General features: G+C 61.8%; 20 protein-coding genes and 4 tRNA genes. 18 read left to right on the forward strand and 6 right to left on the reverse strand.

Annotated features, from left to right (window positions below):
* Window positions 1–172 precede the first annotated feature (172 nt).
* From AC522E_RS02825 to AC522E_RS02860, 8 genes are all read left to right on the forward strand, one after another.
* Window positions 173–970, forward strand: coding sequence for a TVP38/TMEM64 family protein (locus AC522E_RS02825; RefSeq protein WP_500748886.1), 798 nt, complete (start codon window positions 173–175; stop codon window positions 968–970).
* Window positions 967–2,430, forward strand: coding sequence for a dihydrolipoyl dehydrogenase family protein (locus tag AC522E_RS02830; RefSeq protein ID WP_500748887.1), 1,464 nt, complete (start codon window positions 967–969; stop codon window positions 2,428–2,430). The genes AC522E_RS02825 and AC522E_RS02830 overlap by 4 nt, the downstream gene beginning before the upstream one ends.
* A gap of 11 nt (window positions 2,431–2,441) precedes the next feature.
* Window positions 2,442–3,869 (forward strand): sensor histidine kinase, encoded by a 1,428-nt coding sequence (locus AC522E_RS02835; RefSeq protein WP_500748888.1) that lies wholly within the window; start codon window positions 2,442–2,444, stop codon window positions 3,867–3,869.
* Between the two features lie 118 nt (window positions 3,870–3,987).
* Window positions 3,988–4,064 (forward strand) — tRNA-Arg (locus AC522E_RS02840).
* A 108-nt stretch (window positions 4,065–4,172) separates the two neighbouring features.
* Window positions 4,173–4,248, forward strand: a tRNA-Ala gene (locus tag AC522E_RS02845).
* A gap of 24 nt (window positions 4,249–4,272) precedes the next feature.
* Window positions 4,273–4,347, forward strand: a tRNA-Gly gene (locus AC522E_RS02850).
* A gap of 11 nt (window positions 4,348–4,358) precedes the next feature.
* A tRNA-Asp gene (locus tag AC522E_RS02855) sits at window positions 4,359–4,435 on the forward strand.
* 133 nt (window positions 4,436–4,568) lie between these two features.
* Window positions 4,569–4,838 carry a GlsB/YeaQ/YmgE family stress response membrane protein gene (locus AC522E_RS02860; protein ID WP_500748889.1) on the forward strand — a complete coding sequence of 90 codons (270 nt, stop codon included), beginning with the start codon at window positions 4,569–4,571 and terminating at the stop codon, window positions 4,836–4,838.
* A gap of 75 nt (window positions 4,839–4,913) precedes the next feature.
* Here the strand turns inward: AC522E_RS02860 and AC522E_RS02865 are convergent, their stop codons facing one another.
* Window positions 4,914–5,144: a YgaP-like transmembrane domain gene (locus AC522E_RS02865; RefSeq protein WP_500748890.1), complete on the reverse strand. Its 231-nt coding sequence runs from the start codon at window positions 5,142–5,144 to the stop codon at window positions 4,914–4,916.
* A 146-nt stretch (window positions 5,145–5,290) separates the two neighbouring features.
* Here AC522E_RS02865 and AC522E_RS02870 point away from each other — a divergent pair, with 146 nt between their 5' ends.
* The gene (locus AC522E_RS02870; protein ID WP_500748891.1) at window positions 5,291–5,785 is read left to right on the forward strand and encodes a YciE/YciF ferroxidase family protein; all 495 of its coding nucleotides are present in this window, start codon (window positions 5,291–5,293) and stop codon (window positions 5,783–5,785) included.
* 92 nt (window positions 5,786–5,877) lie between these two features.
* On the opposite strand, the gene AC522E_RS02875 is transcribed toward AC522E_RS02870, so the two are convergent.
* The 3 genes from AC522E_RS02875 to AC522E_RS02885 form a co-directional block, all read right to left on the reverse strand.
* Window positions 5,878–6,075, reverse strand: coding sequence for a hypothetical protein (locus AC522E_RS02875; RefSeq protein ID WP_500748892.1), 198 nt, complete (start codon window positions 6,073–6,075; stop codon window positions 5,878–5,880).
* Between the two features lie 34 nt (window positions 6,076–6,109).
* Window positions 6,110–6,751 carry an acyl-homoserine-lactone synthase gene (locus AC522E_RS02880; protein WP_500748893.1) on the reverse strand — a complete coding sequence of 214 codons (642 nt, stop codon included), beginning with the start codon at window positions 6,749–6,751 and terminating at the stop codon, window positions 6,110–6,112.
* Window positions 6,752–6,834: 83 nt separating this feature from the next.
* Window positions 6,835–7,566 (reverse strand): LuxR family transcriptional regulator, encoded by a 732-nt coding sequence (locus tag AC522E_RS02885; RefSeq protein ID WP_500748894.1) that lies wholly within the window; start codon window positions 7,564–7,566, stop codon window positions 6,835–6,837.
* A 115-nt stretch (window positions 7,567–7,681) separates the two neighbouring features.
* Here AC522E_RS02885 and AC522E_RS02890 point away from each other — a divergent pair, with 115 nt between their 5' ends.
* The gene (locus AC522E_RS02890; protein WP_500748895.1) at window positions 7,682–8,068 is read left to right on the forward strand and encodes a helix-turn-helix domain-containing protein; all 387 of its coding nucleotides are present in this window, start codon (window positions 7,682–7,684) and stop codon (window positions 8,066–8,068) included.
* Between the two features lie 9 nt (window positions 8,069–8,077).
* On the opposite strand, the gene AC522E_RS02895 is transcribed toward AC522E_RS02890, so the two are convergent.
* Window positions 8,078–9,052 carry a YihY/virulence factor BrkB family protein gene (locus AC522E_RS02895; protein WP_500748896.1) on the reverse strand — a complete coding sequence of 325 codons (975 nt, stop codon included), beginning with the start codon at window positions 9,050–9,052 and terminating at the stop codon, window positions 8,078–8,080.
* 184 nt (window positions 9,053–9,236) lie between these two features.
* On the opposite strand from AC522E_RS02895, the gene AC522E_RS02900 reads away from it, so the two are divergent.
* From AC522E_RS02900 to AC522E_RS02930, 7 genes are all read left to right on the forward strand, one after another.
* A complete protein-coding gene (locus AC522E_RS02900; protein ID WP_500748897.1) occupies window positions 9,237–9,770 on the forward strand; it encodes a hypothetical protein in 534 nt (177 codons plus the stop codon).
* Between the two features lie 13 nt (window positions 9,771–9,783).
* Window positions 9,784–10,179, forward strand: coding sequence for a phage holin family protein (locus AC522E_RS02905; protein ID WP_500748898.1), 396 nt, complete (start codon window positions 9,784–9,786; stop codon window positions 10,177–10,179).
* Complete coding sequence (locus AC522E_RS02910) at window positions 10,176–10,574, forward strand: DUF3618 domain-containing protein (protein ID WP_500748899.1); 399 nt, start codon at window positions 10,176–10,178, stop codon at window positions 10,572–10,574. The genes AC522E_RS02905 and AC522E_RS02910 overlap by 4 nt, the downstream gene beginning before the upstream one ends.
* A gap of 18 nt (window positions 10,575–10,592) precedes the next feature.
* Window positions 10,593–11,372: an ElaB/YgaM/YqjD family protein gene (locus AC522E_RS02915; RefSeq protein WP_500748900.1), complete on the forward strand. Its 780-nt coding sequence runs from the start codon at window positions 10,593–10,595 to the stop codon at window positions 11,370–11,372.
* A gap of 412 nt (window positions 11,373–11,784) precedes the next feature.
* Entirely contained in the window at window positions 11,785–12,138 is a 354-nt protein-coding gene (locus AC522E_RS02920; RefSeq protein WP_500748901.1) for a response regulator, read from the forward strand.
* Window positions 12,139–12,272: 134 nt separating this feature from the next.
* The gene (locus tag AC522E_RS02925; protein WP_500748902.1) at window positions 12,273–12,728 is read left to right on the forward strand and encodes a response regulator; all 456 of its coding nucleotides are present in this window, start codon (window positions 12,273–12,275) and stop codon (window positions 12,726–12,728) included.
* 156 nt (window positions 12,729–12,884) lie between these two features.
* The gene (locus tag AC522E_RS02930; protein ID WP_500748903.1) at window positions 12,885–13,196 is read left to right on the forward strand and encodes an SWIB/MDM2 domain-containing protein; all 312 of its coding nucleotides are present in this window, start codon (window positions 12,885–12,887) and stop codon (window positions 13,194–13,196) included.
* Window positions 13,197–13,211: 15 nt separating this feature from the next.
* Here the strand turns inward: AC522E_RS02930 and AC522E_RS02935 are convergent, their stop codons facing one another.
* Window positions 13,212–13,829: a hypothetical protein gene (locus tag AC522E_RS02935; protein WP_500748904.1), complete on the reverse strand. Its 618-nt coding sequence runs from the start codon at window positions 13,827–13,829 to the stop codon at window positions 13,212–13,214.
* 113 nt (window positions 13,830–13,942) lie between these two features.
* Here AC522E_RS02935 and AC522E_RS02940 point away from each other — a divergent pair, with 113 nt between their 5' ends.
* Window positions 13,943–14,806: a D-amino-acid transaminase gene (locus AC522E_RS02940; RefSeq protein WP_500748905.1), complete on the forward strand. Its 864-nt coding sequence runs from the start codon at window positions 13,943–13,945 to the stop codon at window positions 14,804–14,806.
* Window positions 14,807–14,856: the final 50 nt, after the last annotated feature.

The raw sequence follows: 14,856 nt of genomic DNA on the forward strand, positions 1-14,856 counted from the left end.
CAGCGCCCAAAGCGAGCGCCGTCAGCTTGCGGGCTTATGACGGAAGGGAGGGCCAAAGTCAACGCTCTCCCGGCCTGCAACCGCGCCGAAGGCTGCCCTCACGAGGAAGTGACCTCCGCTTGGGCTCGGCGGCCTCCCGGTCTAAATGAGGGGAAATGACAGAGGCGGCAACGTGGCAATAGGTCGGCATCAGGACGGGGCGGGGGAGGCACCGGGCAGGCTGTGGCGATTCCTTCCCCTGGCGATGGTCATCATTGCAGCCGCCGCATTCTTTGCCACAGGCCTCCACCGGACCCTGAGCCTGGAAACCCTTGTCCAACACGACGACGGCATCCGGCGGCTCGTTGCCGATCATTACGGGGCGGCCGTCGCCATCTACGCACTGGCCTATGTCATCATCGTCAGTATTTCCATTCCCGCTTCCGCTCTCCTGACGACCTTGGGCGGCTACCTGTTCGGCTGGGCGCTGGGCGGTACTGTCGCGGCCATGGCTGCGACCGTTGGGGCGACGAACATCTTCCTGATCGCCCGTACGTCACTGGGGGACTTTCTCAAGCGCCGGGCAGGCATTCGTCTCCAGGCCCTGGCGAAGGGCTTCAGGAAAGAGGCTTTCTCCTATGTGCTCTTCCTCCGCCTCCTGCCTGTCATGCCGTTCTGGATCACGAATCTTGCCGCGGCCGTTTTCGGAGTCCGCCTGAAAACCTTCGTGATTGCGACCCAGCTCGGCCTGATCCCGAACTCGCTGGCTTTCGCGATCGCCGGATCCGGTCTCGACGCCGTCGTGGATCGGCAGGAGGAGATCTACCGGCAGTGTCTGGGCGCCGCCAAGGCCGATTGTAAATTGTCCTTGAGCCCTGAAAATCTGGTGACGACGGAGCTGCTGGTCGCCTTGGCAGTATTGGGTATCCTGGCGCTTTCCCCCATCCTCCTGCGGCGATGGCGGGAATGGCGCCAAAAGGAGCAAGCGTGACCCCTGCCCGTGAAGTCGACCCCAAGGACATTCTCAGGCCCGATCTCTGCATCATCGGCGACAGTTCGGCTGGGCTTTCGGCTGCGTCCCAGGCGGTTTCCCTGGGGGCGTCCGTCGTGCTCATCGCGCAGGGCAGGGCTGGAGCGGAGCGCCACAAGCCCGGCTGCATCGCCGCCAAGACACTGATCGCCGCTGCCCGCCGTGCGAACCTCTGCCGCCACGCCCGGCGTTTCGGCATCGGCTCCGGCGAGGAGCCGGACATCGACTTCGCCAAGGTTCGGGACCGCATCCAGGAGACGGTCCGATCGGTCGCTCCTATGGATTCGCGCGAGCGTTATACGGCCATGGGGGTCCGGGTCCTCGAGGCCGAGGGCCGTTTTGTCGACCGTTCGACGGTGCTGGCGGGGCAAACCAGCGTCCAGGCGCGCCGATTCATTGTCGCCACGGACGGACGGCCGGCGATTCCGGACATTCCCGGCCTCGATGGCATTCCTTTCCTGACCCAGGACACCCTGTTCGACCTTGCCGCCAGGCCGGACGATCTCGTGATCCTGGGCGGCGGTGCCGTCGGCATCGAGATGGCTCAGGCCTATCGGCGTCTCGGCGTCCGGGTCACGGTGATCGAAGCCGGAGAGCGCATCCTCGCCGGCGAGGATGCCGAAATGGCGGGCGTGATCGAGCGGGCTCTCCGGTCCGAGGGGACGACCCTCCGCACAGGCGTGACGATCGCGTCCGTCGAGCCGCGGACGGATCAGAAATTTGCCGTGATCCTCAGGGACGGAGAAACCGAGACAAGGGTCGAGGGGAGCCACCTTCTGGTTGCCATGGGCCGCTCACCCGGGCTCGACGGCCTCGATCTCGGCAAGGCCGGGATCTCGGCAGACGCATCCGGAATCAGGGTCGACCACGGCCTGAGGACCACGAATCCAAGAGTCTACGCCATCGGTGGCTGCGCGAGCGGGAATGGGGGCCGGTTCACTCATGAGGCGAATCATCAGGCCGGCCTCGTCATCCGGAACGCATTGTTCCGGCTTCCCATCCGGATCGGAGCCGAGCCGATCCCGCGAGTCATCTCGACCGACCCGGAATTCGCGGCCGCCGGGCTGACGGAGGAAGAGGCACGAGCACAGCACGCGGACATCCGGATCCTGAGGTGGTCCTTCGCCGACAACGTTCGCGCGCAGACCGAAGGCCTCATGGAGGGTCATATCAAGGCCCTTGTGACACCCCATGGCCGTATCCTCGGTTGCGCGATCGTGGGTCCCCAGGCTGGCGAATTGATCGGGCCATGGGTCCTTGCCATGGCAAAGAACTTGAAAATCACCGACTTGGCGGGGATGGTTTACCCCTATCCCACGCTGTCCGAGATCACAAAAAGCGCCGCAGTGGAATTTTTGAAGCCAACGGCGCAGAATCTCTGGGTGAGGCGCCTGCTCGGCTTCGTCAGGCGCCTGGGGTAAGAAGGGTCCGGATGAGAGCCGAGCGACCGAATTTCCTCAAGGGAGGATTCCTGAAGCGTTTCGGGCTTTCGGCGCGCCTGCTCCTTCTGACCGTGCTGTTCGTCATGATCGCGGAGGTGCTGATCTACGTGCCCTCCGTCGCCAATTTCCGCCTGACATGGCTGAACGACCGGTTGGCGGCGGCCCAGATCGCCGCTCTCGTGCTCGACGCTGCCCCCGATCAGAACCCGGCGGGCGAACTCGAAATGCGGATCCTTTCCGGGGTCGGCGCAAAGGCCATTGCCATCCGTGGCGGAGGGCGGCGGAGCCTCCTCGCGACCGGCGACATGCCTTCCGAAGTGGGCAAGACGGTGGACCTCCGGAGCGTGACATGGGCCGAGAGCATCCGCGACGCTTTCGAACTCATGATCGCCCCGCCAAGCCATCCGGTCCGAATCATCGGCTCGGGCATGGGCGTCGACTTCGTCGAGATGCTGCTCGACATGAGGCCGCTGCGCAATGCGATGCTGATCTTCTCGCGCAACATCCTGCTGGTCTCCCTGTTCATCTCCGGATTGACGGCCTGCCTGGTCTACCTTGCCCTGCAATGGGTGATCGTGCGTCCCGTGCGGCGGCTCACGGGTAACATCGCCGAATTTTCGCGCAATCCCGAGGACGCCTCGCGCGTCATCCAGCCGACCGAGCGAGCGGATGAGATCGGCCTCGCCGAGCAGGCATTGGCGCGCATGGAAACGGCGCTTGCGGACGAGCTCCGCCAGAAGCGGCGGTTAGCGGAGCTCGGGCTGGCCGTCAGCAAGATCAACCACGAACTGCGCAACATGCTCACCACGGCCCAGCTTCTCACGGATCGCCTCGACCGCGTGGGCGACGAGCGTGTCCAGCGGGTCGCACCGCGTCTCGTCGCCACGCTCGACCGCGCCATCTCGTTCTGCGAGGCGACGCTGGCCTATGGACGCGCGACGGAGCGCCTTCCCCAGCGCCAATTGGTTCCGCTCGCGCCTCTGGTCGAGGACCTCGCTCACCTGACCGATCTCGCGCCGGGACATGGCATCGCCTTCGATCGGCAGGTGCCGGAAGGGCTGATGATCGACGCCGATCCGGATCAGCTGTCGCGGATCCTGGTCAATCTCGTCCGCAACGCTGTGCAGGCGCTGAGCCAAGCCGGGACCCTCGAGGGGGCGCCGCGGATCGCGGTGACGGCGACGCGTCAGGGCAGCACGGTCGTCATCGACGTCAAGGACAATGGCCCCGGAATTCCCGAGCGCCTCCGGACGGGACTCTTCACACCGTTCCAGGGTTCGGTCCGGAAGGGCGGCACCGGTCTCGGGCTCGCGATCACTGCGGAACTTGTCCAGCTCCACGGCGGAACGATTGCACTGGCAGAGAGCGATACCGGCACGTGCTTCCGCGTGCAGATCCCCGATCGAGCGCCATCGTGAAAAAATTTCGAGCTGTCCTGCGCAGCTTCGTCATAAAGAGGCTTGCCAACCCGATCCGAACCCTTTAATTCAGCCGTCCTCCGGACAACGCTGCTTCTCGCAAGCAGCTGCCGAGTAAGCGCCCGTAGCTCAGCTGGATAGAGCACCAGACTACGAATCTGGGGGTCAGAGGTTCGAATCCTTTCGGGCGCGCCATTCTTATGAAGGAATCTTCGATCAGCATCGTGCTGCTTTGAGGAGGGACTAACCTCGGAGCTTGGTCGTCAGGCCGAGTGCCGGGGCGCGACATTGTCTGTTCGGTTCGGGGCCATAGCTCAGTTGGGAGAGCGCTTGAATGGCATTCAAGAGGTCGGCGGTTCGATTCCGCCTGGCTCCACCAACCGAAACGACATTGACGGAGCGTGCGGGTGTAGCTCAGGGGTAGAGCACAACCTTGCCAAGGTTGGGGTCGAGGGTTCGAATCCCTTCGCCCGCTCCAAACATCGATGCGCGGGCGTAGCTCAGCTGGTTAGAGTGCCGGCCTGTCACGCCGGAGGTCGCGGGTTCGAGCCCCGTCGCCCGCGCCAGTCGATTCGGTCCAGCCAAGCTTCGCCCTGAGCGCTCGAGGCTCCCTATGATTTCCACAGCAATCGATTCGCCGGCGCAACCTTAGCCACTTCTGTGCGTTTCCTGTGGGCTACCGGACACGGGGAACATCTCATGAGTATCATCTGGACAATTATCATCGGCTTTGTCGCAGGCGTCATCGCCAAGCTCATCATGCCTGGATCGAACGAACCCTCTGGGTTCATTCTGACCACGATCCTGGGCATTGTCGGTGCGTTCGTGGCCACATATCTGGGTCAGGCGCTCGGCTGGTACCGGGCGGACGAAGGTGCCGGCTTCATCGGCGCGATCGTTGGCGCGGTCGTCGTTCTGTTTATCTGGGGCCTGATTGCGGGGCGGAGCCGTTCCACCTCGTCCTATTGAGGGCTGCTGACTTTCGCTCACGGGGAAACGGGCTGCAGGCGAGGCGCCTTGCAGCCCGTTTTCGCATGTGCCCCGTCAGCCGATACGCCTGGTGGAATCCTCAGGGCCGAACAGGGCCGCCTTCACAGGACAGTTCCCCACGTAGCCTCTCCAGGCGAGGTAGGAACCGCCGAGGAGCGCGGCCACGTTCAAGAGCGGATTGGGACGAGGCTTTGCACCCGCCGCGGCCAGTCCGAGGCCTGCCACGATATAGGCGGCACGTTCCAAAGTCGTGAGGTTCTGTTCGTCCGAGGTCCCGTTGGCCACGTTCAATCTCCTGTAAAACCTTAACCGCAACGCGACGCTTCCAGATGTGGTTCCGGATGCGCGAATTTCAGGCGGCCATCGGAATCGTCGGAACCAGCCAACCGGGCTGTCGTTGAGTCCAAGCTCAACGATAAGGAGTTGCCGTTATGCCGAGCAAAGAGAAAACTTTGAACGATCTGTTCCTTCACACCCTGAAGGACGTCTACTACGCCGAGAAGCAGATCCTGAAGGCGCTGCCCAAGATGGCGAAGAATGCCGACTCGGAAGAACTCAAGCAGGCGTTCGAGAAGCACCGCGATGAAACCGAGGGCCAGATCGAGCGCCTGGAGCAAGTCTTCAAGATGATGGGTAAGCCCGCTCGTGGCGTCCAGTGCGAAGCGATTAACGGGATCATCGAAGAAGGCAAGGAAGTCATGGAGGATTTCGCCGAGAGCGAAGCGCTCGACGCCGGCATTCTCGCCGCCGCCCAGGCTGTCGAGCATTATGAAATCACCCGCTACGGCACCCTGAAGACATGGGCCATGGAACTCGGCATGAAGGATGCGGCAAGACTTCTCGAGGAGAACCTCGCCGAGGAAAAGAAGACGGACGAGCTTCTCACCAAGCTCGCCGAATCGCGGGTCAATATCAAAGCCGCATAATCGTCCTGTCCCAGGTCTCCATGCCGCAACCATGAGCCACCCTGCGCCACGACGAGGTGCGGAGTGGCTCCTGTCGGCGCCGCATTGATACTTCAATGCGGCGGACCTTCGGGGGACAGGTTGGCTGTTGCGAGGGTCAGCCGCAAATCCCCGGACGAATCCACCTCAAGCCGTGTCCTCAGGGATTCCGGTTGTTCGAGAAGATGCAGGAATGCCAGAACCCGCAGGCGTGAGATCGGCGGAAGTCCAGCTATAAGCTGGAGAATGCTGTCGCCGACGGCCCTCATCATCTCCTCCTGCACAAGGGTTGCGTAAGCTGGGTCGTCATGCCGCCGCATGGGACACCTTTACATGAGGAGGACACGAGAGGCCCTGCCGGACCAAGCAGGGACCCTTCAGCCCTGCGAGTTGACGTAGATGGTCGAGGCTGTCGGTTGCGATCGCAATGGCAACCGCCAGGCACGGCTGATCTTCGACCATCACGGGCAGTCCGAGCGGCCTGACCTTGAATCCTGCCTGCTGCCAGCGGGGCAACCACCACATTTCGACAACCGCCGTCACCTCGGTCATGCCCTCGTCCAGACAGAACTGCTGGAAGGCTGCGAGCAGGCGGCAATCGGTGCGGCCCATGCGTCTTTCCCTGACAACGAAATAGCGGGTGCATTCCAGGATTGTGGCGCCACGAAGCACGCGGCCGTGCACGAGATGCGGGAACGCCTCGCTGATCATGTGCGGCCGAAGTGTCGGATAAAGCCGCAGGCCGCCCACCAGGCGATCGCCTTCCAATGCCAGGAGATAGGTTGCATGATCGTCGTCGAATTCGTCAATGTCGCGGCCGTCGACGCGATCGAGCGCCCGCCACCCCCGCTCCGTGACGAAGACGTCATGCCGGGCGCGGTGGTAGACATCAAGGACGTCGCTGTAGAACCGCCTGTTTTCCGCAGTGATAACGTGAACCCATGTCATGCCAGTGGTCTCCGATGGCTCGGAGACCAATGTTCACGACGAACGCGGGATGCCTATTGTAGAAAATTACAGGTATCCCAGCGTCAGAGCTGAATCAGCCGATGCTGGAGGGCCCGCGCTACGGCATGGGTCTTGTTGACGGCACTCAGCTTGTGACACGCACTGGCCATATGGGCGGTGATCGTTCTCTCGGTCACGCCCAGGATGATGCTTGTGTCGAGGGCGGATTTGCCGGCTGCAGCCCAGCGGAGGGTTTCCTGCTCACGGGCAGTGAGAGGGTTTGCCTGTTTCGACGGCGAGAGGATCTGCCGGACACGCTCGAACGCGTACATGGCCATCAGGTGGATGGCCGGTTTCGTTTGCGGATTCAGATCGAGCTGGCGGCCGCTCATGGACAGGCAGGCCTCGTATCCGTTGAGGCCATGGATGGGAAGGCAATAGCCCTGTCGCATGCCGAACTCGCTGGCCTGGTGCATCACAGTGGCTGCCCGGGGCTGGGTGTCGGGATCGTAAGGGGCCTCTGCCCATTCGAAGGGTTGGACTGTCTGCCGGCAATAGCCGATCACGGGATCGTACCGGTCGTAGGCTTGGCCCGTATAGAGTCGAAACCACTCCATGGGCCATTTCTTGAGAAGCACGAGCCTCTCGATCCGCTGATCGGCATGGGGAAGCCCCGACATGATGAAGTTCTCGAAGCCGAACCGGGAGAACGAGCGCTCCATGGCGTCGATGACGCCTTGGGGCGCCGTCAGGAGATCGAGCCCTTCGATGAAGGCGAATGCTTCCCTCGCAGGATCGACACGGTCACCGGTCATGGGGACCTCCCTCGGAAATAAACACAACCAATAGAGGAAAAATATTTAATACTCAACTTTGGGTTTTGCAGAGGGATCGATTGGCACTATGCTTGCACAAGTGTTGGAGAGACCCGTGCAGAAAAAGTCCCCTGGCCCGATCGACCGGCATATCGGCAATCGGGTCCGCCTTCGCCGGATGACGATCGGAATGAGCCAGGAAAAGCTGGGAGAGGCCCTCGGGCTGACCTTCCAGCAGGTCCAGAAATACGAGAAGGGACTCAACCGCATCGGCGCAAGCAGGCTCGTGGCCATCGCGCAGATCCTCGGCGTCGGCATCGAGTTCTTTTTCGAGGGCTTGCCGGAACTCGGGCTCGTCCGACCGGCAGGGGAGGGGAGCATGAGCGACTTCCTGCTCGTTCCCGAAGGGGAGCGGCTGGTGCGAAGTTTCATGCGCCTTCCGGATGGCGAGGTCCGCAAGAAGGTCGTCGATCTGGTGGATTGGCTGGCCTCGGCTCGGTAAAGGGCCTCTTTACGGTTGCGCCCGCGCCTCGCCCACGTCGTCCGCCATGGCCGCCCCGCGCGCGCCCATGGCCCTTGCCGGGCCGGTCGTGGTATCCTGCGCAGTCTGGTGCTCAATCTCCGCGTTGATCTCGGCGCCGACCAGGACGACCCACAGAGACAGATAAATCCACATCATCATGCCGATGATGGTGCCGAGCGAGCCATAAGCTGCCGAATAGTCAGCCCAGTTCGATAAATACCACGAAAACAGAACGGAGACCGCGAGCCAGATCACGGCGGCAATGATGGAGCCCGGCGTGATCCAACTCCACTTCGCCATCTCGCGGCTTGGGCCATAGCGATAGAGCATGGCCAAGCCGATCAAGGCGACGCCGAACATCGAAATTGCCGGCAGAACCGTGATCAGGACGTCTCCGACGAAACCCAGCCGGAGAAACCGCACGACAAGCGGAACGCCCACGATCAGGTTGATCAGCAGAATGAAAAACACGACCATCCCGAGCGTAAAGGCGAGGGAAATAAGGAGAAGCCGGAGGAAGCTGCGCTTTTCCGTCTCGTCATAGGCCACGTTGAGGGCATCGAACAACGCCCGCATTCCGCTGTTCGCGCTCCACAGGGCAAGGAGCACGCCCCCGGCAAAGCTCAGGCCGAGGGCGCTTGTGCGGTTGCCGAGCAAACGGTGGAGCTCTCCGGCCATCAGATCGATGGCGGCCGAAGGAATATAGCCCCGCATGTCAGCCAAGTGTTCGCCGATCGTAATCGGATCGGCGAACAGGCCATAGAGCGAGACCAGAGCGGCGAGGGCGGGAAAGAGCGACAGGAGGATGAAGAACGCGGTGCCGGCCGCAACAGTGCCGACGCGATCCTCCCGGATTTCGTCCCTGAGGCGGAGGAGGATATCCTTCCACCCAAGCCACGGGATCTGGAGGGGCCGCGTGGCATTCCGACCGCGTCCGTGCTCGCTGGCTCTCAGCTTATTCACTCGGTCCGAGACCGCGTCGCCCATGCTGCCCCCAGGTGCAAACTTGTCCATACGTCTGAACGCGGATGCTGGGCAATTGTTGCCGCTCCGGTGTCCGATACGGCTCCGCTTCCGGACAGCGCTGCCTCTTGCGGAACATGCTGCGCTTCAAGGGGTTACTTCATCGCGATCGAAAGAGGATACCATGAGCGTGGGACAGCAAGGCAGCGACAGCAATCGCCAGCGTCAGGGCGAAGACGAGAATTGGGACACCCTGAAGGGCGATGTCAGCGACATTGCCGATGCCGCCGTGGAGCAGGGATGGCACTTCATCGATGCCGCCCGCGAGCAGGCGACGGATTATGCGGATCGTCGGAAAAGCGACGTGGCGCAGTCGGTCGCCGACTTTGCGAATTCATTGCGAGGATCGACGCAATCGTTCGAAGACCGTCCGAACATCCAGGCTGTCGTCGACAGTGCGGCCGAGGGGCTCGAGCACCTTGCGGATTCGATCCGTGACCGCAGCTTCGCCGACATTTTCAACGACATCGAAAACGTCGCTCGACAGAGACCGGCGACGGTCGCTGCCGTCTCGGTTGCGATCGGCTTCCTCGCCGCACGTTTCATCAAGAGCACGGCGGAAGATCTTCGCGACGAGGCTTATACGCCGCCGCGGCCCCAGGGTAGCAAGCGCAATGTGCGGCGCCAACGGGCCCGCAATGGCAATGCGACCAGCTGACGGGAGCATGACCATGTCGGATCGTGACTACCAGACCATCCAGGGCCTCGTTGTCGAGGCGATACGCGACAGCAGTGAACTGGCGCAGAAAGAGTTTGCTCTTTTCCGCACCGAGGTCACGAGCAACGTCCGCACGCTGTTCATGGGCCTCGCCCTGATCGTCGTCGCTGCGATCTTCGCCATCGCTGCAATCATGCTCTTCACCGACTCGCTGGTGAAATGGCTTGCAACGGTCGTCCATTCAGAAGCGCTTGCCGCACTGATCGTCGGTGGCGCCCTGGCTGTCATCGCTATTGGGCTCGGATTGTACGGGCGGCATGCGATGTCGCTCTCGGGTCTCGCGCCGCAACGAACCGTCCGGTCGATCAAGCGTGACGCCGAGGTTTTGTCTGAAAGGGTCGCTGGATGACGCAGAGCATCGAGGAACTCGAACGAGATATCGAACAGAGCCGGGCCAAGCTCGATCTGACCATCGACCAGCTTCAGAGCAGGCTGTCCGTCTCTGGTGTTGTCGATGACATGCTCGGAACTGCGCGCAATGGGCGCTACGCCCCTGCCTTCGACCATGTTCTGGCGACGGTGCGGCGCAACCCGGTCCCGGTGATGCTGATCGCCGCCGGGCTCGGGCTGTTGTTCTATCGTCTAGGACGCAAGCCGAGGGTGCGTACCCATGTGCGCGTCATGTCCGACGAGGATCTCCCGGCCTATCCGGAGGAACCTCGTCTCTACGAGTCCGGCGCATCCACTCTGCAATCCCCCCAGGACGTCATGGAACGTCGCCGGGGCGTGAACATGCGCATTTGAGTTCAACAGGAGATCTATATGGCTGACCCGAAGAATGAAACAGGCAAGTCGCCCTCGCAGCAGAACCAGCAGAATCAGCAGAGAAGCGGCGGCAGCTCGGATAGCAGCTCCGGCGCCAAGATCTCAGCCGGCACCTCCCTCGGTCACGTCGGCGAATCGCCCATGCCGCATGCTCAAGGTGGAGGCCAGACGGCGAGCAGGTCCACCCAGGGCGTTTCCGCGTCCTCCTCGCGCTCAGGCGGCCAGGGCTCGGACAGTGGGCGTTCGCAGGAACAATCCCCGAGGGGCGGCGTCGCGGACAAGGCGCAGCAAACCGCTCAGCAGGCAGGTGACAAGGTCCGTGAAGCCGCGGATGTGGCGCGGCAGAAGGCCGAGGACGTCTATGAGCATGCCTCCGATTGGGCTCAGGACACTTATGAGCGTGCCTCGGACTGGGCCTCCGACCGCTATCACCACCAGCAAGAGCGCTTCGGCGATATGAGGGAGCGTTCGACACGGCAGTTCGGTCGCGCACGAAACAGCGTGCAAAACTACGTTTCGGAAAATCCGATGGTGGTGGGTCTGGTGGGCCTGGCGGCAGGACTTCTGATCGGTGCACTGCTGCCGCGGACCCGGCGCGAGAACGAAGCCTTCGGCGAGTGGGCCGACGAGGTTCGCAACCAGGGCCTTCGCTACGCTCGCGAAGCGACGGAGCGCGGACGGGAATATGTGGAAGAAGCGTTCAACGGGGACGAGGATCGCTTCAGCCGCCACGAAAGTGAGTTCCGGGCTGGTCGCTCGAACGCCAATCCTCATTGATCGGATGCGCCGAACCTGGAAGGCGCCGGCCTACCGCCGGCGCTTTTTCGCGCGCCACGCGCGGACAGTCAGGATAGAAAAGCAACGGCCACGGCGAAGTCATGCGCGTACATCCGGCGTCATGAATTCAGCATCGTGACCGTATCCGGCGCCGATAGTCTCGCCGGTTGAGATAAAGATAAAAGCTGTATATGACACTTTCAAGTCATGCGCCCGAAAGACGCAGTCGGAACGCGGCGAGAGAAGAAATTAACTGAATTTTAACCATAGCTCTTCTGAGCAGCCCCGGATCGAACTTAAGGCCGGAACCGAGCTGCCCGCTCGTTCGTTCGCATTACGTTCGCGACACAAAATTGCTTCGCTGGGCGGACGGTATGCAATGCCGATAAATCCGGGATGAGGGAGTTGTGGTGTGCGTATTCTGATCCTTGAAGACGATCCTTTCATCGCGATGGACCTGCAGGCCATCCTGGAGGAAAAAGACCATGAGATCGTCGGCGTCTATAGTTCAATCCAGGATGTTAAAGAGCATCTGTCTGATAATTTCGATTATGCCTTGCTTGATATTGACGTGATTGGAGGAAAAAGCTTTGGAGTTGCCGAAGAACTACTTCAGAGGCGGATTCCCTTTGCCTTCGTGTCCGCCTCGCTGCCTTGCGATATGCCAGTCTCCCTGAAAAGGGCGTCTTTCATACCCAAGCCGTTCGAAGAGGATACCATTCTGCGCTCTGTTGGTCAGACCGCATCCCTGGCCCCTTTGGCCTGAGGTCCGAAGGTCAGAGCTCCACTTCCCGGCTTCCGCCATGGTGCAGGACGGAGCGTGCCGGGACGAACCTCCCTGGCTGGATGGAACAAGTGGTCCCTCCAGGCGTTGAGATGCGTCGTGGCGCGAGTTTCAGTATGATGTTCGAGGATCAGTCCACAGTTCTTTTAGTCGAGGACGAGCCCCTCATCCGTCTCTTCATTTCAGACCTGTTGAACGAAGCAGGCTTCAAGGTCGTCGAGGCCGCGAATTCAGCGGAAGCCTTGACGATTCTGGAGGCAGGACTGCCGGTCAGTGTCCTGTTGACGGATGTCGACATGCCCTTTGGCAGCAACGGTTTCGAGCTTGCCGGAGTGGTTCATGCCAGATGGCCGGAGACCGAGATCCTCATCATGTCGGGGAGGCAGTGGCCAGCCCGGGGAGACCTTCCGCCAGGGGCTGCCTTTCTGGCGAAACCTTGTCCCAACGAAGCCATCGTCTCACATGTGCTTTCCGCTGCCGAACGGACGAAACGAATCCGGAAGGATGGCAGAAAACCAAATGCGACCAGAGATTTGGCTCCAAATGTCGTTCCGTTTCCGAAAACGGCTTGATCCCTGCCAAAACGGCCTTGCTGACAGCACGGAGCAAACATAAGCTCTGCCACCATTGGCCACCGACCGGCATCCCGCTTTAGTCCAGGCCGATGGACACTTCACAGACCCTTCATGGCTGCGGAGGGTCACCTTTACCTATTCTCGGAGGAATCCATGCCGACCAAGACGACAGACGGAAAAGCCGGTGCGAAGAAGCCTGCGGCCAAGAAAGCGGCCGGATCCAAGCCCAATGCTCTTCAGCAGCCCCTGCAGCCGTCCAAGGAATTGGCGGCGGTCGTCGGCTCGAACCCGCTGCCTCGCGGAGAGGTCGTGAGCAAGATGTGGGAGTACATCAAGAAGCACAACCTTCAGAACCCGGAAAACAAGCGCGAGATTCTGGCAGACGACAAACTGAAGCCGATCTTCGGCAAGCCGAAGGTGACCATGTTCGAGATGAACAAGCACCTCGCCCAGCATCTGAAATAACTTTCAGGTGCCTTTTCAGGAATCCTGCCGCCATTGTGCGAGCGGCAGGATATCCGGCCTCTCTCCGGGTGCCTTGGCCCAGGGGTCGACTGCCCATCCCCGGCGATTGCCCTTCTCAGCGATGATCGCGGTCGTATGCGGATAGCGCCCGTCGATGAAGATCCCACGCGATTCGGGACGCTCCACCTCGTGATGGACCAGGAGCCCATGATCCTGCAGGACAAGGAGAAGGCTCGTCGTGTTCGCCGTCTCGTCGACGCAATCCATCTGCCCTGTCTGGCCCGCCAGCGAGGGCGGCGATCTGGGCCGGTCCGGCGCGCTGCCAATCCGGCTGGCAAGATAGGACGTGTAGAGCTTTACCACCTCGCGCAGCGCACGCCGTTCCGTTTCCGGCGTCAGGCTTCCCGATTTCAGAATCGTGCTCGCTTTGCGGATCAGGGAGGAGTCGATGGCTAGCGCCGTTCGTCGCGCACAGCCATAGCCATGACAGGCGACGATTCGATCGTTCGCAGGGGGAACATAGCCCTGCTCCACGAACCAGGATTGTGGCTCCTGAGCCGCTGCTGCTGACCCCGAGCACAGTGTCGGAATGAGAAGCAGGAATGCTGAAATGAGGGATGGCGTCCACTTCATAATCTGAGTACCTATCGCTCTGACCGTCCGATGCCCCGCGTGACCGGAGCCAGATAACTAGGCTTCTCGCCGGGCGAGGCCAGGGTGGTCGGTTCCGTGCTGTCGAGGTTTCCATGTCCCGCATAGTCTTCCTGAATGGTTCGTTCCTGCCACCTGAAGAGGCCAAGGTCCCGATCATGGACCGGGGCTTTCTGTTCGCGGACGGGGTCTACGAGGGCGTCGGCGTGCTGGACGGTCGACTGGTCGACAATGAGGCCCATCTGGAGCGTCTGGAGCGCTCCCTGCGCGAGGTTCGGATCGACAATCCCTATTCCCGGAACGAATGGACCCGCCTGGAGCAGGAGCTCGTGCGTCGGAATGGAATGACAGAGGGATTTCTCTATCTGCAGGTCACCCGTGGCGTTGCGGAGCGCGATTTCTTTTTCCCGAACGGCGTCACACCAACCGTGATGATGTTCACGCAGGCCAAGGCCATCGTCGACACGCCCGCGGCGCGGGAGGGGATGGCGGTGATCACCGTGCCCGACCAGCGTTGGGAGCGGCGGGACATCAAGTCGATCTCGCTCCTGGCGCAGGTTCTGGCCAAGCAGGCCGCAAAGGAGGCTGGAGCCCAGGAGGCCTGGATGGTCGAGGACGGCTATGTGACGGAGGGGGGCTCATCGAGCGGGTTCATCGTCACGAAGGCAGGCAGCATCGTCGTGCGCCCGCTGTCCCATGCCATCCTGCCTGGCATCACGCGGCAATCCCTGCTGCGCCTGTCCAAGGAGGACGGCATCCGTCTGGAGGAGCGCCGTTTCACGGTCGAGGAGGCCTATGATGCCGCCGAGGCCTTTCTGACCAGCGCATCGAATTTCGTGCTTCCCATCACCTCCATCGATGGTCGCAAGATTGGCGATGGAAAGCCTGGGCCGATTACCCAAAGGCTTCGTCAGCTCTACCTCCAGATGGCACGGGAGCAGGCCATCGCAGCCGAATAGACTTTGCCGGAACCTCTCCCCCGACGGCCCGTTCCCCTTGAAAGGAGCGG

The organism is Microvirga sp. BF8 (assembly GCF_059888585.1).